This is a genomic window from Desulfovibrio sp. ZJ200 (assembly GCF_011039095.1).
Taxonomy (GTDB): domain Bacteria; phylum Desulfobacterota; class Desulfovibrionia; order Desulfovibrionales; family Desulfovibrionaceae; genus Desulfovibrio.
Genome location: NZ_JAAKEH010000001.1, coordinates 101,596 through 121,157 on the forward strand (window position 1 = coordinate 101,596; position 19,562 = coordinate 121,157).

21 protein-coding genes are annotated in these 19,562 nt (G+C 62.7%); 13 read left to right on the forward strand and 8 right to left on the reverse strand.

All coding sequences use genetic code 11. The features are described from left to right. Positions 1–9 precede the first annotated feature (9 nt). Positions 10–303: a hypothetical protein gene (locus G7Y52_RS15165; protein WP_241159540.1), complete on the reverse strand. Its 294-nt coding sequence runs from the start codon at positions 301–303 to the stop codon at positions 10–12. On the opposite strand from G7Y52_RS15165, the gene G7Y52_RS14810 reads away from it, so the two are divergent. The 3 genes from G7Y52_RS14810 (at position 302) to G7Y52_RS00395 (ending at position 1,367) form a co-directional block, all read left to right on the forward strand. Further along, entirely contained in the window at positions 302–451 is a 150-nt protein-coding gene (locus tag G7Y52_RS14810; RefSeq protein ID WP_206215147.1) for a hypothetical protein, read from the forward strand. The genes G7Y52_RS15165 and G7Y52_RS14810 overlap by 2 nt on opposite strands. Positions 452–473: 22 nt before the next feature. After that, positions 474–1,118, forward strand: a complete 645-nt coding sequence (locus G7Y52_RS00390; RefSeq protein WP_165064384.1) for an SDR family NAD(P)-dependent oxidoreductase — start codon at positions 474–476, stop codon at positions 1,116–1,118. Positions 1,119–1,199: 81 nt separating this feature from the next. Continuing rightward, positions 1,200–1,367, forward strand: coding sequence for a hypothetical protein (locus tag G7Y52_RS00395; RefSeq protein ID WP_165064386.1), 168 nt, complete (start codon positions 1,200–1,202; stop codon positions 1,365–1,367). Here the strand turns inward: G7Y52_RS00395 and polA are convergent. Then, on the reverse strand, positions 1,364–4,108 hold the full coding sequence (polA, locus tag G7Y52_RS00400; RefSeq protein ID WP_165064388.1) for a DNA polymerase I: 2,745 nt from the start codon (positions 4,106–4,108) through the stop codon (positions 1,364–1,366). The two genes, G7Y52_RS00395 and polA, sit on opposite strands and share 4 nt — an antisense overlap. Positions 4,109–4,220: 112 nt before the next feature. Between polA and G7Y52_RS00405 the strand changes: the two genes are divergently transcribed. From G7Y52_RS00405 to lnt, 7 genes are all read left to right on the forward strand, one after another. After that, entirely contained in the window at positions 4,221–5,303 is a 1,083-nt protein-coding gene (locus tag G7Y52_RS00405) for an ABC transporter permease (RefSeq protein ID WP_241159541.1), read from the forward strand. A 1-nt stretch (position 5,304) separates the two neighbouring features. Continuing rightward, entirely contained in the window at positions 5,305–6,198 is an 894-nt protein-coding gene (locus tag G7Y52_RS00410; protein ID WP_165064392.1) for an ATP-binding cassette domain-containing protein, read from the forward strand. Beyond that, positions 6,195–7,163: an MlaD family protein gene (locus tag G7Y52_RS00415; RefSeq protein ID WP_165064393.1), complete on the forward strand. Its 969-nt coding sequence runs from the start codon at positions 6,195–6,197 to the stop codon at positions 7,161–7,163. Before G7Y52_RS00410 ends, G7Y52_RS00415 begins: the two co-directional genes overlap by 4 nt. Then, positions 7,163–7,759: a PqiC family protein gene (locus G7Y52_RS00420; RefSeq protein ID WP_165064395.1), complete on the forward strand. Its 597-nt coding sequence runs from the start codon at positions 7,163–7,165 to the stop codon at positions 7,757–7,759. Before G7Y52_RS00415 ends, G7Y52_RS00420 begins: the two co-directional genes overlap by 1 nt. Before the next feature lie 167 nt (positions 7,760–7,926). Next, positions 7,927–8,226, forward strand: a complete 300-nt coding sequence (locus tag G7Y52_RS00425) for a hypothetical protein (RefSeq protein WP_165064397.1) — start codon at positions 7,927–7,929, stop codon at positions 8,224–8,226. 28 nt (positions 8,227–8,254) lie between these two features. Continuing rightward, a complete protein-coding gene (locus G7Y52_RS00430; protein WP_165064399.1) occupies positions 8,255–9,139 on the forward strand; it encodes a hemolysin family protein in 885 nt (294 codons plus the stop codon). After that, the gene (gene lnt, locus G7Y52_RS00435) at positions 9,136–10,746 is read left to right on the forward strand and encodes an apolipoprotein N-acyltransferase (protein WP_165064401.1); all 1,611 of its coding nucleotides are present in this window, start codon (positions 9,136–9,138) and stop codon (positions 10,744–10,746) included. Before G7Y52_RS00430 ends, lnt begins: the two co-directional genes overlap by 4 nt. Before the next feature lie 77 nt (positions 10,747–10,823). Here the strand turns inward: lnt and G7Y52_RS00440 are convergent, their stop codons facing one another. Next, positions 10,824–11,198 (reverse strand): hypothetical protein, encoded by a 375-nt coding sequence (locus tag G7Y52_RS00440; RefSeq protein ID WP_165064403.1) that lies wholly within the window; start codon positions 11,196–11,198, stop codon positions 10,824–10,826. A 25-nt stretch (positions 11,199–11,223) separates the two neighbouring features. On the opposite strand from G7Y52_RS00440, the gene prfB reads away from it, so the two are divergent. The 3 genes from prfB (at position 11,224) to G7Y52_RS00455 (ending at position 13,975) form a co-directional block, all read left to right on the forward strand. Next, positions 11,224–12,337 (forward strand): peptide chain release factor 2 gene (gene prfB / locus G7Y52_RS00445; RefSeq protein WP_165064405.1). Its coding sequence is split into 2 segments (ribosomal slippage): positions 11,224–11,298 and positions 11,300–12,337, totalling 1,113 coding nucleotides; the frame shifts between segments, so codons are not numbered across the junction. Continuing rightward, the gene (locus G7Y52_RS00450) at positions 12,321–13,163 is read left to right on the forward strand and encodes a GGDEF domain-containing protein (RefSeq protein ID WP_165064407.1); all 843 of its coding nucleotides are present in this window, start codon (positions 12,321–12,323) and stop codon (positions 13,161–13,163) included. The genes prfB and G7Y52_RS00450 overlap by 17 nt, the downstream gene beginning before the upstream one ends. A gap of 2 nt (positions 13,164–13,165) precedes the next feature. Next, the gene (locus G7Y52_RS00455; RefSeq protein ID WP_206215148.1) at positions 13,166–13,975 is read left to right on the forward strand and encodes a MinD/ParA family protein; all 810 of its coding nucleotides are present in this window, start codon (positions 13,166–13,168) and stop codon (positions 13,973–13,975) included. 162 nt (positions 13,976–14,137) lie between these two features. On the opposite strand, the gene G7Y52_RS00460 is transcribed toward G7Y52_RS00455, so the two are convergent. The 5 genes from G7Y52_RS00460 to G7Y52_RS00480 form a co-directional block, all read right to left on the reverse strand. Beyond that, on the reverse strand, positions 14,138–14,860 hold the full coding sequence (locus tag G7Y52_RS00460; protein ID WP_165064409.1) for a baseplate assembly protein: 723 nt from the start codon (positions 14,858–14,860) through the stop codon (positions 14,138–14,140). Position 14,861: 1 nt separating this feature from the next. Next, positions 14,862–15,680: a hypothetical protein gene (locus tag G7Y52_RS00465; RefSeq protein WP_165064411.1), complete on the reverse strand. Its 819-nt coding sequence runs from the start codon at positions 15,678–15,680 to the stop codon at positions 14,862–14,864. A 123-nt stretch (positions 15,681–15,803) separates the two neighbouring features. Beyond that, positions 15,804–16,352, reverse strand: a complete 549-nt coding sequence (locus G7Y52_RS00470; protein WP_165064412.1) for a hypothetical protein — start codon at positions 16,350–16,352, stop codon at positions 15,804–15,806. 139 nt (positions 16,353–16,491) lie between these two features. Further along, positions 16,492–19,011, reverse strand: a complete 2,520-nt coding sequence (locus G7Y52_RS00475) for a phage tail tape measure protein (protein WP_165064414.1) — start codon at positions 19,009–19,011, stop codon at positions 16,492–16,494. Between the two features lie 176 nt (positions 19,012–19,187). Beyond that, on the reverse strand, positions 19,188–19,544 hold the full coding sequence (locus G7Y52_RS00480; RefSeq protein ID WP_241159542.1) for a hypothetical protein: 357 nt from the start codon (positions 19,542–19,544) through the stop codon (positions 19,188–19,190). Positions 19,545–19,562: the final 18 nt, after the last annotated feature.

Consider the following 19,562-nt stretch of genomic DNA (forward strand, 5'->3'; position numbering starts at 1 on the left):
GCCTGGCTTTTAACCTTGTGGCTGCCCTCTTTCGCCGTGTTTTTTGTCGTGGCGGCGCTTCTCATCGACCCTGCCGGGAGTGTCAGCACGCTCACCATTCAGCGGAGCGTGCTTGCTTCCCCGCCGGAATCGCGGGGGCGTCTTAGAGCAGATTACCTTTGACTTTTTATGAAAGTCAAAGGTGGCATTCAGGCGAAAAACGCGGTTTTCGCCTGAATGCACGCCGCGTTGCGGCGGCTGCCGCTTTCGCGTCAGCAGAGCATTTTCAAAGTGAAAATGCTCTAATTCGCTGAACATCAGCATGAATTTTTGCGGAGGGGCGGCAGGTGCGGCCCTTGGCCCCTGGCTCTTCAGTCATTTTGGCTGGCTTGCCGTGGCTCTTACGGGCGCAATGCTCATGCTGGCCCTGTTCGTCTTGAATTGGTTCATCAAGCCAACCATGGAAAACTAACCTGTCACAAAGGAGCTACGTCATGAAAAAAATCTTTCTCAGCATCGGCACCGGCCCCGGCATCGGCCTCAGCACGGCCATTCGTTTCGCCAAAGAAGGCTTTCACCCCGTTCTGACCGCCCGCAATCCGGAGCGGTTGCGGGGGCTGGCGGACGAAGTGCGGCAGGCCACCGGGCAGGAGGCGGAGGCCGTCAGACTCGACGCGGGCGACCACCGGCAACTTGTGGCACTGGCGGAACGGTATGCCATTGTCGACGTACTGCACTACAACGCGGCCATCGTGCACGGGCAATCCCTGAGCCAGGCGGAGTACGCCAATCTTGCCGAAGACGTGCTGGTGGGCATCACCGGCTGTCTTTACGCCCTCAAAGCCTTCGCGCCCGCCATGCTGGCCCGCAAAGCGGGCACCATTCTGCTTACGGGCGGGCGTCTGGCCTTGCGCCCCGCTCCTGAATATCGGGCGCTCGGCGTCGCGAAGGCGGGCATCCGCAACATGACCGAAGCGCTTTTTGCCGACTTCGCAAAGCAGAATGTGCATATCGCCAGTGTGAACGTCACGAAGGCCGTCTTCCCCCGCTCCCCGGAAGCCGCCCATGTCGCTGAGCTGAACTGGAAGCTCCATAGCCAGCCCCAGGGACAGTGGACATGGGAAGAGAGTGACGATTGACGTTGAGGCCTTCCGGGCTGCTCCGCTTCACACGTCGTTCTCGCGGACATCCGATCCTATATCCTGACCGAAGAGGCGGACGTGGTGCGCAACATTCTCACCGTCGCGGGCTATTCGCTCATCGGGGCCGGACAAAATGCCGGGCAGGTCTACATCGTCCTGCGCGACTGGGACCGCAGAACCTCGCCGGAGATGCAGATAGAGCGGTTTGCTGTTGAAAACGGCAACCGCTCTGGCAAACCGCTCTAATGGGCCGTGCCCCAGTCATGTCCGGTGCCCCAATCCACGGCCAAAGGCACGGAAAGCCGCTCGCCGCCCGGGGCCACCGCGCTCATCAGTTCGGCCACGCGCGCGCCCGCGGCTCTGGCCGTGTCTTCCGGGGCCTCCAGCAGCAATTCGTCGTGCACCTGCAAGAGCAAACGCGCGTTCATCTCGCGCAACTGGGGATCATGCGCCACGGCCAGCATGGCCAGTTTGATGATGTCCGCGGCAGAACCCTGAATAACCGTGTTTATGGCCTGGCGGCGCGCCAGGGCAAAGGCCTGGCCGCTGGCTGAGAGGATCTCCGGCAAAAGACGGCGGCGGCCGCCCAGGGTGGTCACAAAACCCTGTCGTTTTGCCGTGGCTTCCACATTTTCGTAAAAAGCCTTCAGGCCCGTGAGCCGCGCAAAGTAGCGGCCAATGAAATCCTTGGCCTCGGCAGTGCTGATCTTGAGTTCCTGGGCCAGTTTTTGCGCGCCCATGCCGTAGATCAGGCCAAAATTGATGGTCTTGGCGTTGCGGCGCTGATCCGGGCTGACCTGTTCGGGCGGCAGATCAAAAATCAGGGCAGCCGTGCGGGCGTGAATATCCTCCCCCTGGCGGAAGGCGTCCAGCAGAGCCGCATCCTGGGATATATGCGCCAGCACGCGCAACTCCACCTGCGAATAATCCGCGGAAACCAGGCATTGACCCGGCCCGGCAATGAAACAGGCCCGCATGCGTTTGCCCAGCGGGCCGCGCACCGGGATATTCTGCAGATTGGGATTGCTGGAGGAAAGCCGGCCTGTGGCCGTGGCCTTTTGATTAAAGGTGGTGTGGATGCGGCCCTGCGCGTCCACCAGACGCGGCAGGGGGTCCAGATAGGTGGAACGCATTTTTTCCAGTTTGCGGTAGTGCAGAATACTGTCCACCACTGCGTGGCGTCCTGCCAGTTTTTCCAGGGTCTGCTGGCTGGTGGAAGCCTGGCCGCCTTTTGTCTTGCGCGGCGAGGGAAGGCGCAGGGTGTTGAAAAGCACGTCGCCGAGCTGCTGCGCGGAGCGAATATTGAAAGTCGTGCCCGCGGCCGCGTAAACTTCGGCCGTGAGCCTGTCCAGCTCGCCCTGCACATCGGAGAGAAAGGCTTCAAAGGCAGCGGCGTCAATGGCCACGCCGCGCTCCTCCATATCGGCCAGCACCGGCGTCAGAGGAAGTTCCAGCGTATTGTAAAGCTCCAGAAGCCCGTCCTGCGTCATCCGGGCTTCCAGGGCCCGGGCCATGACCAGAGCCTGGCGGGCCGGGCCCTGGCCTTCGATCTTCAGCGCCCCGCCCCAGCGCGCGGCCAGTCGGGGCCAACCGTAATCGCTTTCCTCCGGATTAATCAGATAGGCGGCAAGACCGAGATCAAAACAGCGCGGCGGCGTCTCGCCCAGCAGCAGATCCTTCCGGCAGTGCCCCGACCTGATGAGCCCCTTGAGATCGGCCGTCACCAGACGACGCGCGGGCTCCAGCCAGGCACAGAGGGCATCCAGGCCCCCGGCCCAGAGATATTCCTCACCGCCTTGCACGGCCAGATGCGGGGGCCGGGACATTCCCTGCGGCCAGATCAGGGCCGCTGCGCGGCCCGCGCAGTCCGGCAGGTTTTCGCGATCTCGCAGCTCAGGGGCCGCAGGCGCCTGCGGGCTCTCCAAAAGGCTCATCTGCTCCCCCGCGCGCGCGGACGGCCGCGACGCTACGCCAAGCCGGGCTGGCGCAGCGCCTGCGACGGCCCGGCCCGCCTGCGGCGCGGGTGCGGCCTGCGTTGCAGAATCGCCTGCGCCGCCGTCCCCTGCCGCAGAGCGCGCCGGGGGCGCGGTTTCGTTCTGACGGCGCACGAGGGCCGCCATTTCCCTGCGCACGGCATGGAGTTCAAACTCTTCAGCCAGAGCCGCGCACTCCGGCGCGTCAAGGGGCCCCACCGCCAGATCCTCCAGCGTCAGGCTCTCGCAGGCCTTGCGCCAAAGCGTGGTCAGCTTTCGCCACACGAACATGGCTTCCAGATGGTCGCGCAGCTTGTCCTGAATTTTGGGCGGCAGCAAAGCGAAATGTTCCCGGATATCTTCCAGGCTCGGGCAGATCTCGAATATCTGGCGCGCGGTCTTGGGACCGATGCCGGGCACCCCCGGTATATTGTCGCTGGCGTCGCCCACCAGAGCCTGCACGTCCGGCCACTGGGCAGGGCTGACGCCGCTTTCGGCCCTGAACTCGGCTTCGCCGAACAGCTTCTCCTCGCGCGCCGCAGGATCCCAGATGTAGACATTGGGACCCAGGCATTGCTTCAGATCCTTGTCGCCGCTGACGATAATCACCGGATGATCGGGCGAGAAACGGGCCGCCAGGGAAGCGATGCAGTCATCGGCCTCGCAGCCCTCGGAAATCTCCAGCCGGAGGCCAAGAGCGCGGACCATGCGCTGAATGGGCTCTATCTGACGCGCGAGATCCTCGGGCATGGCCTCGCGATTGGCCTTGTAGAGCGGAAAGATCTCGTGCCGGAAGTTCCTGCCTTTGCCGTCCTTGACAAAGGCGAAATAGCGGGGCCGCTCCTCGCGCAGAATGCGCAACAGCACGCGGGTCACCACCACCAGGGCATTGGTCGGGAAACCGTCGGTGCGCTGCATATTTTTGTTGGCGAAAAAACCCCGGTAAATGAAGGCGGAACCGTCCATCAAAAATATGGGGTCAGCGTCAAGGCGCAGGCGTTCTTTAAGTGACATGGCTGCAAATGGGTTAAGGGTGCGCGGCAGGCTTGCACAGTGGACAGGCTGCGGGTATAGTATAGTGATGGGAACAAGTCCGCAAGTAACAGCTTCAGTTCAGGGATCGCTCTTGCAGATCAGCGTGGGCGGCCAATGGCACATGGAGACCCCCTGGCCCGAGGAGGCCGACGACGCCCTGGCGGACATTGCGGACCAACGCGTGCGCGAAGTGCGCCTGGGAGCTGCGGATCTCGGCCCGTGGGACACCAGTCTGCTGGTTTTTCTCGTGCAGATCGTCACGGCGGCTCGTTCCCGCAAAGTGCCGGTGCACGCGGACCTGCCCGACGGCCTGGCCCGTCTGTTGCAACTTGCTTTCGCCGTGCCCCCGCAGGAAGGCGCCGCGCGCAAGGGCGCAAAAACTTCATTTTTATCGAACCTGGGCGAAAGCGTGCTGAAACTTCCGCCCAAGCTGGCGGATTTTCTCAGCTTTCTCGGCGAGATCACGCTCTCTGTCTGGCATCTTTTCCTGGGCCGGGCCAAGATGCGCAGCCAGGACTTTGTGGCGGCCATGTATGAAAGCGGCGTGCAGGCCCTGCCGATCATTTCAGTCACCAGCCTGCTTTTCGGTTTGATCCTGGCTTTTGTGGGCGCGGTGCAGTTGACCCAGTTCGGCGCGCAAATCTATGTGGCGGGTCTGGTGGGCATCGGCATGCTGCGGGTCATGGGCGCGGTCATGGTGGGCGTGGTCATGTCCGGCCGGGTGGGCGCGGCATACGCCGCCCTGATCGGCACCATGCAGGTCAATGAGGAGGTGGATGCCCTTTCCACCCTGGGCATATCGCCCGTTGATTTTCTGGTGCTGCCGCGCGTGCTGGCGCTCACGCTGATGGTGCCGCTGCTCACTCTCTATGCCGATCTCATGGGCATTCTGGGCGGCTATCTGGTGGGTACCCTGATGCTGGATCTGAACCCCCTGGAATACCTCAACGCCACTACCCGCATGGTGCCCTTCCAGCATGTGCTCATTGGTCTGGTTTACGGTACGGTCTTCGGGGTGATCATTGCCGTGGCCGGCTGCTACCAGGGTATGCGCTGCGGCCGCAGCGCGCAGGCCGTGGGTCTTGCCACCACCACGGCCGTCGTGCACGCCATTGTGGGGATCATTGTGGCCACTGCCGTCATTACCGTGATCTGCAACGTGCTGGAAGTGTGAGATGAGCGGCGTTGAAAAACATACCGGCACCTCCCTGCCGGAAGAAAAGCCCGCCGCCAGGTCTGACGATGCGCGCGAAATCCGGATCAGCGTGCGGGATCTGACTGTGGGCTACGGCTCATTTGTGCTGATGCGCAACGTCAGCTTTGACGTGCGCGCCGGAGAGGTCTTTTTGATCATGGGCGGCTCGGGTTCGGGCAAAAGCACGCTGTTGCGTGTGCTTATGGGGCTCAAGTCGCCCCAGGCCGGGCAGATCCTTTACGGCGATGTGGATTTCTGGGGCGGCGACGAGCAGACCCGCCGCCGGGTCATGCGTCATGCGGGGGTGCTTTTTCAGGGCGGGGCTCTGTGGAGCTCCATGACTCTGGCTGAAAACGTGGGGCTGCCCCTGCAACAATACACGGATCTGGACGCCGGGGAAATTCGCGAGCAGGCCTCCCTCAAGCTGGCCCTGGCCGGGCTGGCGGGCTTTGAAGACTATTACCCCTCCGAGATCAGCGGCGGCATGCGCAAGCGGGCCGGTCTGGCCCGCGCGCTGGCTCTGGACCCCCAGATACTCTTTCTGGACGAGCCCTCGGCCGGGCTTGACCCGGTGAGCGGGCGGCTGCTGGATGATCTGATTCTGGAATTGCAGCAAACGCTGCATACCACCGTTGTGATTGTCTCGCACGATCTGGCCAGCATTTTCGCCATTGCCGACAACAGCATATTTCTGGACGCCCAAAGCCGTTCGGTCACGGCTCAGGGAAACCCCAGCGAGCTTGCCCGCGATCCGCATACGGAAGAGCACGCCCGGCTTTTCCTCACCAGGGGCAGCCCCCGCGACGAAAAGGACGACGCGCGCGGCCATGCGCCGGACGGGCAAAACGATGCGCACAAGGACTTGGCATTATGAACCTGCAAGCATACAAAACCACGGTGGGCGCCTTTGTGCTGGGGGGGCTTGCCCTTCTTGCCCTGGGCATCATCGTGCTCGGCGGCGGCCGCCTGTTCAACAGCGACATTGAGTACGTGCTCTATTTTGACGGCTCGGTGAGCGGTCTTTCCATCGGCGCGCCCGTGGTCTTTCGCGGCGTGCCCCTGGGCAGCGTCACACGGATCAGCCTGGTGGCCAATGCGCGTGATTCCAACGTGACCATTCCCGTGCTTATCCGCATAGATGAGAAAAGCATCGTGCGCGCCAACGGCGGCAATCCTTCCGAGGCTTTGCAACAGGAAATCATCCGGCGCATGGTCCAGCGCGGCCTGCGCGCGCAGCTCCAGCTGCAAAGCCTGATCACCGGGCAATATCGCGTGGTGCTTGATTTTCATCCGGGTACGCCGGCCAATTTCCGCTCTTCCACGCCGGATCGGGAAATCCCCACCATTCCTTCGCCCATTGACACCATCCAACGGACCCTGGCGCGGCTGCCCCTGGAGCAGATGGTGCATTCCCTGGGCACCATTCTGGAAAGCGTGTCCAAGGCCCTGGGCGACGGCAAGCTGGAACGCGGCCTGGCCGCCTTTGACGAAACTTTTGAGGCAGCCCGCGACATATTGCTGAACGCCGCCGAAATGCGAGACACGGCGGACAGCGTGCTGCAACGGATCGATAGCGCGGCCGCTGCCGTCCAGACCGAACTGCCCGGCACGCTTGCATCTTTCCGCACGGCCATGCAAAATATGGGGCTGGCGGCCGAGCAACTGCGCCTGGCCACGGCTTCGGCCCAGAATGTTCTGAGACGCGACTCGCCAACCATGAACGATGTGCGGCGGCTGCTCAAGGAGAGCATCGCGACGGCGCGCTCCCTGCGCGAGCTGGCCACCATGCTGGAACGCAATCCCGAAGCCCTGCTGCGGGGCAAAAAAGGAACACGCTGATGTCACGCCCACTTCTTTACCTGGCTATCGCGCTGCTGGGCCTGCTTGTGGCCTGCGGCCGCAGCACGCCCAGCAATTATTACCTTCTGGAGAGCGGCCAGCCCCCGCTTGAGGCCCAATCCCTGCCGGGCAAAAGCCTGCGGGTGGCTCAGGTCAATGTGCCCGAGTATCTGGATCGCAACGGCATCGTCAGCCGGGTGCAGGGAGAAAGCAGAATCATTGTGGCCGAATTCCATCTCTGGGCCGAACCGCTGAGCCAGGGCGTGCGACGCGTCACGCGGGAGACGCTCACCCCGCCCCTGCTCGCAGCGGGCGTCGCTGTGCTGCCTGAAGGCGATGAAGCGCGCGGCGACTATACCCTGCTGCTGGACGTGCAGCGCCTGGACGCCAATTTCGACGCCAAGGCCGTGCTGGAGGCCCGCTGGACTCTCACGGGCGCGGGGGATGCGATTCTTGGCCGCGGCATTTACGCAGCCGAGGAAATGGTGCAGGGCAAGACCTATACGCGGCTGGTCGATGCGGAAAGTCGCCTGGTGCGCCGCATGGCCGAGCATTTGAGCGAGAAGTTGCCACCGCTGATCAAGGGCCGATTATGAGCGCAGCGCACGCTGCTCCAACGCGAAGCCGCGTGCTGATTGTGGACGACGCGCCGGAAAATCTGCGGATACTTAGAGCATATTTTTAATGTATCGTGAGAGCACTCCAGGGATTTATATATGAGTGGCTCTGAAAGTGAATCCTTCAACACGGGTTCCCGATTGCTTTGTCTGCTCATCTGTGCGATGGACAAAAGCGAAAAGCTCATTACTTTCTGGTGGCCTGCGAAGTGGTCACTGCCCGTCGTCAGGCAGATCCGCCGCCCGCGCTGATTCCGGGGGTGGAATTTACCAGCCGGGCCGTGCCGGAGCAGGGCAAGTCCGCGATCCACCGGCTCCACAGCCCGCCCGCGCGCGACGTGGGGCCTTGCGCAGTGGGTCATGCGCATGGATCTGGAACAGCGAAAGCTTTTGTGAGTTTGCTCTGCGGCTCTGCAAGGCGCACGGCTTTCGCATCGGCAAAATGAAAAAAATACACTTTTCAAGGAGGTTATTTTGGACGGAGGCTCAGACAGTCACAGTACTATCTGGTCGCGCCTGAGCAGATTTTTCGGGCACGACGATGAGGAATCACTGGAAAAAGCCATCCAGGAGGCCAGGGCCGAAGGCGAGGTGGAACCGGACGAGGAGTCCATGCTGCTGGGCATTCTGCGCTTCAATAATTTACAGGTGCAGGACACCATGATCCCCCGCACGGACATTGACTGCGTGCCCGACGACATGCCCTTGCCCGAAGTGGCCCGCGTCATTGTGGAATCGGGCCATTCCCGCATCCCGGTCTACAGGGACACCCGCGACAATATGGTGGGCATTCTGCACGCCAAAGACCTTTTGCGCTGCCTTATCGATCCTGCCGTGGCCGCGCCAACGGCGCCCCAGGTCATGCGCGAACCTTTTTTTGTGCCGGAAACCAAATCCATCCGCACGCTTTTGCAGGAATTCCGCGCGCGCAAGCAGCACATTGCCATCGCTCTGGACGAATACGGCGGCACTTCGGGCCTGATCACCATCGAGGACGTGCTGGAGGAGATCGTGGGCGACATTGAAGACGAGCACGATACGCCCCGCCAGGAGGACATCCGCCCCCTCGGGGATCGCGTCTATGAGCTCACCGGTCGCGCCCTGCTGGAAGACCTGGAAGAATTGGGCGTTGCTCTCAGCTCCGACGAGGTGGACACCATCGGCGGCTATCTGAGCATGGAAGCCGGGCATGTGCCGGCCCCGGACGAAAGCTTCACCCTGGACGGCTGGACCTTCACTGTGCTGGATGCGGACAAAAAGCTGATCCGCCGCCTGCGCATGGAGCCGGCGGGCAGGGCCGGGGCGGCTGAACAGACCTTCTCCGGCGCGCGAGGCGGCGGGGACGCTACCGAGGCATGAGCGCCCTGCCCGGGGAAAAACCCTTGCTCTGGCCTTTGGCCCTGATGGGAGCTTTGGCTGTCTGGCTGGGTTTTCCCAATGATTTTCTCAGTCTTCCGCCGCTGGTTCTGCTCTGGCCCGCATCGCTTGCCTTGCTGGGCCGGCGCGCCGCCGATCCCGTGACGGCATTGCGCTGGGGCTGGTTCACCAGCCTTGCGGGCGGCGTGGCCGCCCTCTACTGGCTGGCCTTGCCTGTGCACAATGTGGGCGGCCTGCCCTGGCTGCTGGCCGTGCCCTGCGCTTTGTTCATTGCGGCGTGCCTGGCCAGCGCAAGCGGCCTGTTTTCGCTGGCCGCGCATCTGCTGCGGCATCGGCCCCCCCCCTGCGCCGCCGTGCTGCTGGCCTTGATCTGGTATCTGCTGGAAGCGGCATACGCCCTGGCCCTGGGTTTTCCCTGGCTGCCCCTGGCCGGCGCCCTGGCGGTTCAGCCCTTGCTGATCCAGACCGCGGATCTGGTGGGAGCCTATGCTACAGGCGGGCTCTGGGTGCTGGCCGTGCTTCTCTGCCTCCCGGCTTTGCCCGGCGCGCGCGGCACGCGGCAAAACAGGCAGGCCGCGGAGACGGGCGCGCGGCAATGGCTGTGCCCGGCCGCGGGTCTGGGCCTGGCCGCGCTCCTGCTGGCCTACGGCGGCTGGCGGCTGCACGGACAAGCCTGCATTGCCGAGCCCACAGGCGAGAAAAGCCTCGCCGTTCTCTTTGTGGAAGGCAATATTGATCAAAATCAAAAATGGCTGCCCGCCTTTCAACGGCAAACAGTGGAATTGTACCTGAGGCTCACCCGACAGGCTCTGGAGCAGCGCCCGGATCAAAAGCCCTTGATCATCTGGCCGGAAACCGCTCTGCCGTTCTTTTTTGAAACCGACCGGCTGCACGCTCCGCGTATCCGGGAACTGGCGGCCGACGCCCAAAGTCCGCTGCTGTTCGGCGCGCCGGGCATGGAGCAGAGGCCGGGCAGGGAACCGGCAATCTTCAACCGGGCCTTTTTGCTGGGCCCGGACGGCGCCACGCTGGCGCACTATGACAAGGAACATCTGGTGCCTTTCGGCGAATATCTGCCGGATTGGCTCAACTGGGGTTTTCTTTCCGCGCTGTTGCAGGGCGTGGGCGTCTATGAGACAGGCACGGCCGTCGCGCCGCTGCGCTACGGAAATCTTGCCCTGGGCATGTTGATTTGCTATGAAGGCATATTCCCTTGGCTTGCCCAGACCCGTGTGGAGCACGGAGCCGAAATACTGGTGGATATCAGTAATGACGGCTGGTTCGGTCGCACCCCCGCAGCGCGGCAGCATCTGTACCTGACCGTGCTGCGCGGCGTGGAGCAGAACCGCTGGCTCCTGCGCGGCACCAATACCGGCATTTCCGCGGTAGCGGACCCGCGCGGCCGCCTGACCATGCGCGGCAACCAGTTTCAGGCCGAAGCCCTGTGGGCCAGAGCCGGGCTTGTGGCAACGCCGAGCCTCTATCATCGCATTGCGCCCTTGATTTTGCCCATTGCGGCTTTATTGTGTATTGCGCTGCTTGTCTTCGGTCCAAAGGGATCGAAAAACGCTCCGCGCGGCAACGACTGAAGCGCGGACGAATGGGCTTGTACCGGTTTCAGAGGGGGTATGGTCTTTTGAAGCCGCCGCTGCCGCTCCTGGCCGCCTTAGAGCATTTTCTCTTTGAAAATGCTCCAGGGCGCGAGCGCGGACAAGGCCGATGCTTTGCCTGTATGCCGCCTGTGGCCGACGGTCTTCAAACGCTGTTTTCTTGAATTTTCAGCCATCGCAAGCCTGCGCCGCAACGCTTCAAGCCTCTTTCGCCCCCTTGTGCGCGAACGGCTGACGGCGCTGACGGTCGCAGCCCGGCCCGAACTAGAGCAGATTACCTTTGACTTTTTATGAAAGTCAAAGGTGGCATTCAGGCGAAAAACGCGGTTTTCGCCTGAATGTACGCCGCGTTGCGGCGGCTGCCGCTTTCGCGTCAGCAGAGCATTTTCAAAGAGAAAATGCTCTATGCCGGTAACGGAATCCTGAAGCATACACCTTTAACCCACTGTACCCGCTATGCTGCACCTGAGTGATTTGCGCGCTGCCTGCCAGTCTCTGTCGCAACGTTTTGACAACCTTTGGGGGCGTCTTTGACGCTGCCGCAGACCAGAAACGCCTGAGCGAGATCGAAGCGGAGCTTTCCCGCCCCGGCGTCTGGGACAAGCCCGAGGCCCTGACCCCCGTACTGCAGGAAAAAAGCCGTCTTGAAGATGAGCTCGACCGCCTGCTCCGGCTCAGGACCTGCCATGACGACATGCAGGAATGGCTGGCGCTGGCCTCGGAAAGCGAAGAAGCCGAAGCCCTGGAATCCCTGGAGCAGCAGCAGAAAGATCTCGCCGCGCTTCTGGACGAGACCGAGCTTGTGATGCTGCTCTCCGCGGAGGAGGACAGCCAGGACGCCATCCTGGAAATCCACCCCGGGGCCGGCGGCACGGAGTCACAGGACTGGGCCGAAATGCTCCTGCGCCTGTATACGCGCTGGGCCGCGCGGCGCAAATACGCTGTGGAGGAAATGGACTTTCTGCCCGGCGACGAGGCGGGCATAAAGAGCGTCACCCTGCGCATCGCGGGCCCGCACGCCTTCGGCTTTTTGAAGAGCGAGCGCGGCATTCACCGGCTGATCCGCATCTCCCCCTTTGACTCTTCCGGTCGGAGGCATACCTCGTTTGCCTCGGTGGACGTGATCCCGGATGCGGGCAAGGATATTGAGCTGGACATCAAGGAGTCGGATCTGCGCGTCGACATTTTCCGCTCCAGCGGCCCCGGCGGCCAGAGCGTAAACACCACCAGCTCCGCGGTGCGCGTGACCCACCTGCCCACCGGCATTTCCGCCCAGTGCCAGAATGAAAAGTCGCAGCATCACAACAAGGAGACCGCGCTGCGCGTGCTGCGGGCCCGCCTCTACAATCTGGAAGTGCAGAAGCGCGAAGCCGAGCGGCAGGCCCAGTACGCGGGCAAGGACGCCATCGCCTTTGGCAGCCAGATTCGGACCTATACCCTGCAACCCTACCGCCTGGTCAAAGACCACCGCACCGGCTCCGAGACCGGCGACGTGGACGCAGTCCTTGACGGCCAGATAGATCAATTCCAACACGACTACCTTTTGTACCGCCATGAACAGCAACGCTGAATTCGAGTCCCTGGCCCGCGAGCTGCAATCCCTGCGTCAGGAGCCCTGCAAGGACGCAGGAGCGCAGGCTCGCGAGGCCATGCTCGTGGTCCGGCTGGTCCGGGGCCTGTCCCGGAACCGCTGGCAGGAATTCTGCCGATCCTTTCCCTCCAGCCAATGGTGCGCCCTGCCCTTGTCCGAAAACCATGCGCTGAGCCGGGTGGCGGATCTGCGCCCGGACGTTCAGGGGCCGCTGCCCCCGGATCTGCCGCCGGACAGTCTGGCCAGGGCGCTGGCAGTGGAACTCTTCACAGCCCAGCTTAACCGCGAGATCCTCCGGCTCACCCGCAGCGGCGGGGAGCTGACCCTGATCTGCGCGGCCCTGTGCGAGCGCCAGCGGCTGCTCGTGGCTTTGGGCGAGGGCACGCTGAAGCGACTGGAAAGCCTGCTGGCCGAAACCCTGCACGAAGGTCTGGAGGCCTGCGACAGCCTGGGCAGTCTGGGGCCCGGACGCTATGCCCTGCTTTTGCCGGGCGTGGGCCTGTTCAAAGCCCGGCTGCTGGCGGAAAACCTGCAAACGGCCTTTGCGGCGCAGGCCCGGCCCCTGTTTCCGCAGGGCGGCATATCGGCCGGGGAAGGGCCCGTCTGCGCCCTGGGCATCACCTGCCTGCCCCACGACACCACAATGTGCGCCAAGGATCTGCTGGGCAAGGCCAATGAGGCCCTGAATACGGCTCTGCAGCAACAGGGCGTGCATATCCACCTGGAGACGAGCACCCCCCTGAATGAGCGCTCCACCCTGGTGCATTCCAGTGAAAAACGTTTTCTTTTTTTCGGTGGAGAATAATCATGGCACTGAACAGCACATTGAGCGTAGCGGTCTTGAGCGGCAAAGGCGGGGTCGGCAAAACCAATGTTTCTCTTAATCTGGCCTGCGCGCTTTACCAGGCGGGCTTCAAGGCCCTGCTCATGGATTGCGATCTGGGCCTGGCCAACCTGGACGTGCTCCTGGGCATCACGCCGGAAGGCAATTTGCAGAACGCCCTCCTGGGCGAGGCGGCGTTGAGCGAAGTGCTCTACCCGGTGGAACCTGAGGGCTTTGACGTGCTGCCGGCAGCCTCGGGCGTGCCCGAGCTCACGGAAATGAGCCCGGATATACGCGACTTGCTGCTGCAGCGCCTGGAGCCTGTGCTCGGCAACTACGACTATATCTTCATGGATCTGGGCGCGGGCATCTCCGAGACCGTGCAGACCTTCGCGGCCATGGCCGCGGCGCGCATCGTGGTCATCACGCCCGAACCCACCTCGCTGACGGACAGCTATGCCCTGATCAAGGTGCTCCATAACCGTTTCGGCATGCGGGATTTTATGGTCCTGGTCAACCAGGTGGCCTCGCCCGGGGAGGCGCAGGCTTCTTTTGAAAAGCTTGATGGAGCCTGCCGCCATTTTCTGCATCTGGAGCCTGTGTTGCTGGGTCATGTGCGCAATGACAACAAGCTGCCCGAGGCCGTGTGCCGCCAGCAACCGTTGATGCGCTTTGCGCCGGGCTGCCCTGCGGCCCGGGACCTGCAATCCCTGGCCGCCCGTCTGCAACGCATACGCCTGGGCATGGCCGACTGGCTGGCTGCGCGCAAAATACTCCAGACCGTGCCGCAATAGCCGGGCTCCGGCTTTTAGAGCGTTTTGCTAATGAAATTAGCGAAACGCTCTGGCGACAGCGTTAGCTGGCGCCCGCGCCGAATGAGCGTCCAGACCGCGTTCTGGACGCGAAATGATGGCAGCGAAGTGATTGAAAATGAATATTTTCAATCAGAAAATGCTCTAGATGGGCGCTCCGGCGCGACTGGCCGCCGTGGACGTGCCGGAGCAGTTGACGTTGCCGTTGACGGACAGATTGCCGTTGATGGTCAGGTTGCCGCGCTGGGTGCGGTTGGCCGTTTCGTCCACCGTGCCGGAACCGCCGCCCTGGCCGCGCGTGGTGACGTTGCCGTTCTGGAAAATCTCCGGGGCTTCGATGGTCACCTTTTCCGCGCCGCGCACCAGCACTTCTTTTGCCTCCACGGTCCAGACCTTGCCCGCCTTGGTCTTCACATTTTCCGGCGTGAGGGTCACGACCTGCTTTTCCTTGTCGATTCTGATTTCGCAGCCGTTCTCAAGCTGGATGACAAATTCATTGATGGCCGCCCTGGGCGCGTTCTTGCCCATGCCCCAGCGGATATTGGAGATGTAGGGATAGTTCGGATCGCCGTCATAATAGGCCAGGTCGCAGAGCGTCCCTTCCTGCGGCGGGCAGACAACGCCCCGATCCGGGCCGCCCCACAGCACGGGCAGAGCCACGCGCGGCACGACAGGCTCGTTTTCGTCCACCGTTTCATCATTCCGCAGGGGTTGCACGTCGGCAAAATACTGGCCGTCAGAAGCATAGACGCCGACCACTTTCGCCTTTCTGGTCATGCGGTAATAATGGCGCAAATCGGGCATTGCCAGTTCCACCATTTTGCGGAAGGTCTCAAACAGATCGCGCTTGACCTCTTTGTCTTCCATATCAGCACCAGCCGGGGTCCTTGCCGTAGGTAACAGTTGTCGAGTTGCCGCCGTCCTTGAGGGTATGAACCACGGCCAGGGCGCGGGTTGTGAGGTCCAGGCCGCGCCGGGTGTCCGTGATATGGACAAGGCGGCTGTGCGTCAGGCCCGGTTGCAGGACGGAAACGACCACGCCCACGCCGTCCGGGGTCTGCGGCGGCTCGTGGGCGATCAGGGTTTCGCAGGTGCGGATGCCGCAGGCCGGGCCGGGTTCGTCACCCGCGCTCCAGGTGAGGCCGCTTGCCCCCAGCCATACGGCATGGCGGCTCATGTCATGGCCGAAGGCGCGTTCCAGCGTGGCGGAAAGCTGCCTGATTGCCCGCGCCACGGACACGCCGGAAAAGACCTGATACGGCAAAATATCCTGCGGCACGTCCACCCTGCCCACGGGCAGGCCGGTTGCGGCCAGGAGCCGTTTCGCCACAGCGTCCGCCGGCTCGCGATAGAACGATTCCCTGACCGTGGTTGTGACCAGGGCCTTTTCCCTGCCCACGGCCTGCACTGTAAGGGCGTCCGCGTCTTCGGCATCCGCGCCGGGCTGGCCGATATTCTCAATCGTGCCTTGCCATTCCTGCCAGTAATTGGCCTCGCCGCGATAGCCGAAGCGCAACGCTACCGGCTGCCCGACGGCAAGCCGCGCCCGCACCTGCCCTTCCGGGTCCGGGATGGCGACTTTGGCCCGGCTGACAACCGCGCTGCGCCGGAACACAAGCTCAATGAGCGGGCTGCGCAGAATCTGCGCCGGGCCCACGTTGCAGCGTATATTCAGCCCTTCAATCACAGATACCCCTCGGTCGCGCGTCCTTGCGCGACCCTCGGGGTCGCTTGCAAGTGACGCGGCGCTTGCGGCGCTCCGCTACGCGGTTGCCCGCATCCATGCGGGCAAATACCGGCCATGCACACATCATTGCAAATTGCCTCCTATGATCGCCTGCGGCCCGGATTCGTCCCTGGCCGGATCATTTCCCTTGTTGGCCTGGTTGCTCTGGTCTTTCAGTTCGCCGGGCGTGGGCGTTTTGGCCGCAGCCCGTTCAACCTTGAGTATGGGCGGATTGTGTTCCACAAAGGCCAGCGATGCCTTGATTTCGTCCGTCTGCATGTTTTCCGCGCTGTCCAGTTTGGCGAAGACCACGCGCCGGACGCCACGCGCCAGAAGGTGTCGGTTGGTCACTGTGAAAATCTGCGGATTGGCCTTGCCGTCCGCCTTTTTGAAGTAGTCGTTCAGGATGCCCAGCTTGTCATAACAAGTGCCGGTTTCGTCTGTGGTGAGATAGAGCGAAAGGCTGATGTCGGCATCCTCCCAGCCCTGCGGGGTCTTTTTCTTGCCGCTGGCTTTGTCCACCTTCTGTTCGTCAAAACGCACGGAGCAGCCCACGCGCAGACTGTCCAGAATGCCCGGCAATACCTCGCCGTCAATGCGGACAATGCCGTCTTCAAAGGTAAGCAACTTCATGCTGAACGCTCCCATCCGGCGCAAGCTTTGATGCCATGCAAGGAAGGCGCGCTTTTGCGTGGGGAGTGGACTCTTTTTGTCCATGACCCGCAGCAAAAGCAAAGCCTGACGCCGCAGGGCGCAAAGATCGCGCCGGATTTCATGCCAGCGCCCCCGTTTTTTCCAATATCGCGGCGTCAAGCTCGCTGCAAAAATCCCTGCCGTTCTGGACATTCGGCAAGGTGATATTGGCGATATGCACGGTCCAGGTCTGCCCGGCCGCGTCCTGCCGTCTGCCTGTCAGTTGGCGCTCTTTCGCCTCGGCCACTTCCTGCGGCATGTCGGGGGCGGCCGGGATTTTCGGGGCCTGCGGCCTGATTTCCGGCGTCTGCTCATTGCCCCAGAGACTGCCCCACCAGTTGCCCAGACCGTCCCGGATGCTCTGGAACTTGCCGCTGATGTTTTGCAGGAGGGAGGGAAAACCGGCGTTCACGCCCTCGGAAAGCGTGGTCATCAGGCGTGAACCGGAGAGCGTAAGGGTGGAGAGCGGCCCCTCCCGCGCGTCCGAGAAGGGCAGGAGATTGCGCACCTTCTGGAAGACGCCCTTGACGGAATCCACCAGGCCGGAGGCGGCGGACAGGATGCCCTCTTTCAGAGTGTCAATCAGGCGCAGGCCGGAATCAAACAGGTTGATGCCTGAAAGCCATTCCATAGCCTGCGCCCAGGCGTCGCGTATCCAGTCGCCAATCCTGAAAAAGTCGGCAAAGGCCATCAGGGAATCGCAGAAATTGTCCCATATCCGGCGGCCCATTTCCGCCGCCGTTGCCCAGTCCCCGGTCAGGAGCGCGATAACGCCACGGAATATGGCAATCAGGGTATCAATGCCGCGCACCACGTTGGCAATGACTGTGGCCACGCCCTCCAGCGCCCAGGAAAGAAAGGTGCCCAGGATTTCGCCCAAACCGCGCGCGTCCGCCGCCGCGCCCCGCATTTCGCCGCCGAATACCCTGCCTATCAGTTCGCCCAGGGAATCAAAAAGGTCACGGATTTTGAGAATGGCCGGAGCCAGGGCCGTGGTGACGCCATCGAAGTTCAGGGCATCCCATATCCCGGCGAAAAATTCCTTGATGCGGTAGCAGATTTTGGCGACATTGATGACCAGATTTTCCAGCCCGGCGGCGCTGATGTCCTGCGCCAGTTCGCCCCTGATGGTGAACACGCTGCCCTTGAGGCTGTCGAAAATGGCGATGACACCGCGCACAACCAGCTTGATTTTTTGCCACCAGCCGGAAAGCAGCGTGGCGATGCCGCCAAAATCCGTTTTCCAGGCCGCATAGAGCAGCCCGGCAACGGCGATGAGCGCCCATACGGGCGCGCCCAGGCCCAGCAGCGCGGTCTTGATGCCCAGAAAAACCTTGCCCACAAAGGGCGCGGCCCTGGTGACGGCCCACATTCCGGCGGCAAAGGCGGTTACGGCAATGACCGCCGTTGCCAGCGTACCGGCAATTTTGAGAACTGCCGCCCCTACCCTTGTCTGCGCGAACCGGTCAAACAGGCGGAGAAGCCCGGTCAGGGCATCCGCCACGGCGCGGACAACGGGCAGAAAGACCTTGCCGATGGTGATTTGCAGGGATTCCCAGGCGGAACCGAGGCTGCGCATGGAGCCGGCCAGGGTATCGTTCATCTGCGCGGCCATCTTGTCGCAGGCCCCGCCGGATTCCCTGATTTTCTGAATATATTCAACCAGAGCGCCGGTGCCGCCCTTTTTGATCAACTCCGCGAAACCGGCAATGGCTTCCTCGCCGACCACGGTTTTCATGGCCGCTATCTGCTGGGCGCTGCCCATGCCCTGGAGCTTTGCCGCAAGCTCGCCCAGGATGCCCACCGGGCTTTTGAGGTTGCCCGCCTGATCCTGGAGCGTCACGCCCAGCCTTTGCAGAAGCTCCGTTGCTTCCTTGCTGGGCGCGGCCATTTTGTTGAGCATGGCCTTGAGCGTGGTGCCGGCCTGGCTGCCCTTGATGCCCACATTGCCCAGCAGGCCCGCCATTGCGGCGGTTTCCTCAATGGACAGACCGGCGGTTCGGGCCACAGGGGCGACGTATTTCATGGTGTCGCCCAGAAGCTCCATATTCGTGTTGGCCGTGGCGCAGGTCATGGCCAGCACGTCCGCCGCGCGGCCCATTTCGGCGGCTTCCATGCCGAAAGCGCCGAGGATGTCGGAGGAGATGTCCGCGGCCCGGCCAAGGTCTGTGGCGGTGGCGGCGACCAGATTGAGAACGCCGGGGAGCGCGTCTATATTCTGCCTGGCCGAAAAACCGGCCATTGCGAGATATTGTTCCGCCTCGCCCACCTGGACGGCCGTAAACTGCGTCGTAGCGCCCAGTTCGCGCGCCTTCGCCTCCAGCGCCTTGAGTTCCGGGCCGGTAGCGCGGGAGACAGCGCCGACCCTGGCGATCTGGTCTTCAAACCCGGCGGCGGTTGCTACGCATTTGCCGAACGCGCCGAGCATGACCCCGGAGGCAAAGGCAACCGGCCCCATTGCGAGGGCCAGCTTGCCCATGCGATCCCCAAGGCCGAGGCTTGCGCCGTCCACCGCTTTCATGGCTGCCTTGATTTTTCTCAGCGGCCCGGAGATAAGGTCAACCAGCGAAAGCGTGGCGAATACGGAAAAGACCTCCATAGTTTAGTCCTTCGCGGGCTTGCCCCAGAAGCTGTTGGCCATGCCTGTAAAGAAGCGGCGTTCCATCCAGACGGCCCGGCGCACCTGTTCCAGCCAGTCCTCCAGGCCATCAGCCGGAGCGCAATGCAGCCAGAACAGGATCAGGGCGTCGCCCTGGCCGTAGCCGTCCGGCTCCGTCAGTTTCCCAGGTCGGCGCTGATGCCCACGCCCTTGATGATGGCCGAGGCAAAGGATGTGGCGATGCCGGGATACTCCTCCAGACGCTCCGTGAACGCCTGGCGATCATCGGGATGAATCACGTCAAAAAGGAGGTTTTTGGCGGCCTGCGCGGGGTTTTTGGCCGCCTTGTCCTGCAATCGCTGAATTTGCGTTTTGGTCGGCTTGGCGAAACGGAACGTCAGGGAAACGCCCTGCGCCTCGTCCGCGGATTCCCCGGCCCAGGGGTCTTCAAAAGCGTGGGTGAAGGGCACATACTTGCGGCCGGTTTCCTGCTTGTCTTCCATGATTGAATCCTCCATGCGTTGTGCGGCCATGTGCGCCGCGATTTCGGG

What these genes read in the sequence shown, in the direction of transcription:
- G7Y52_RS14810 (WP_206215147.1), top strand. Translation starts at nt 302, where the DNA reads ATGAATTTTTGCGGAGGGGCGGCAGGTGCGGCCCTTGGCCCCTGGCTC.
- G7Y52_RS15165 (WP_241159540.1), bottom strand. Translation starts at nt 303, where the DNA reads ATGCTGATGTTCAGCGAATTAGAGCATTTTCACTTTGAAAATGCTCTG.
- G7Y52_RS00390 (WP_165064384.1), top strand. Translation starts at nt 474, where the DNA reads ATGAAAAAAATCTTTCTCAGCATCGGCACCGGCCCCGGCATCGGCCTC.
- polA (WP_165064388.1), bottom strand. Translation starts at nt 4,108, where the DNA reads ATGTCACTTAAAGAACGCCTGCGCCTTGACGCTGACCCCATATTTTTG.
- G7Y52_RS00410 (WP_165064392.1), top strand. Translation starts at nt 5,305, where the DNA reads ATGAGCGGCGTTGAAAAACATACCGGCACCTCCCTGCCGGAAGAAAAG.
- G7Y52_RS00415 (WP_165064393.1), top strand. Translation starts at nt 6,195, where the DNA reads ATGAACCTGCAAGCATACAAAACCACGGTGGGCGCCTTTGTGCTGGGG.
- G7Y52_RS00420 (WP_165064395.1), top strand. Translation starts at nt 7,163, where the DNA reads ATGTCACGCCCACTTCTTTACCTGGCTATCGCGCTGCTGGGCCTGCTT.
- lnt (WP_165064401.1), top strand. Translation starts at nt 9,136, where the DNA reads ATGAGCGCCCTGCCCGGGGAAAAACCCTTGCTCTGGCCTTTGGCCCTG.
- G7Y52_RS00440 (WP_165064403.1), bottom strand. Translation starts at nt 11,198, where the DNA reads ATGCTTCAGGATTCCGTTACCGGCATAGAGCATTTTCTCTTTGAAAAT.
- G7Y52_RS00450 (WP_165064407.1), top strand. Translation starts at nt 12,321, where the DNA reads ATGAACAGCAACGCTGAATTCGAGTCCCTGGCCCGCGAGCTGCAATCC.
- G7Y52_RS00455 (WP_206215148.1), top strand. Translation starts at nt 13,166, where the DNA reads ATGGCACTGAACAGCACATTGAGCGTAGCGGTCTTGAGCGGCAAAGGC.
- G7Y52_RS00460 (WP_165064409.1), bottom strand. Translation starts at nt 14,860, where the DNA reads ATGGAAGACAAAGAGGTCAAGCGCGATCTGTTTGAGACCTTCCGCAAA.
- G7Y52_RS00470 (WP_165064412.1), bottom strand. Translation starts at nt 16,352, where the DNA reads ATGAAGTTGCTTACCTTTGAAGACGGCATTGTCCGCATTGACGGCGAG.
- G7Y52_RS00475 (WP_165064414.1), bottom strand. Translation starts at nt 19,011, where the DNA reads ATGGAGGTCTTTTCCGTATTCGCCACGCTTTCGCTGGTTGACCTTATC.
- G7Y52_RS00480 (WP_241159542.1), bottom strand. Translation starts at nt 19,544, where the DNA reads ATGGCCGCACAACGCATGGAGGATTCAATCATGGAAGACAAGCAGGAA.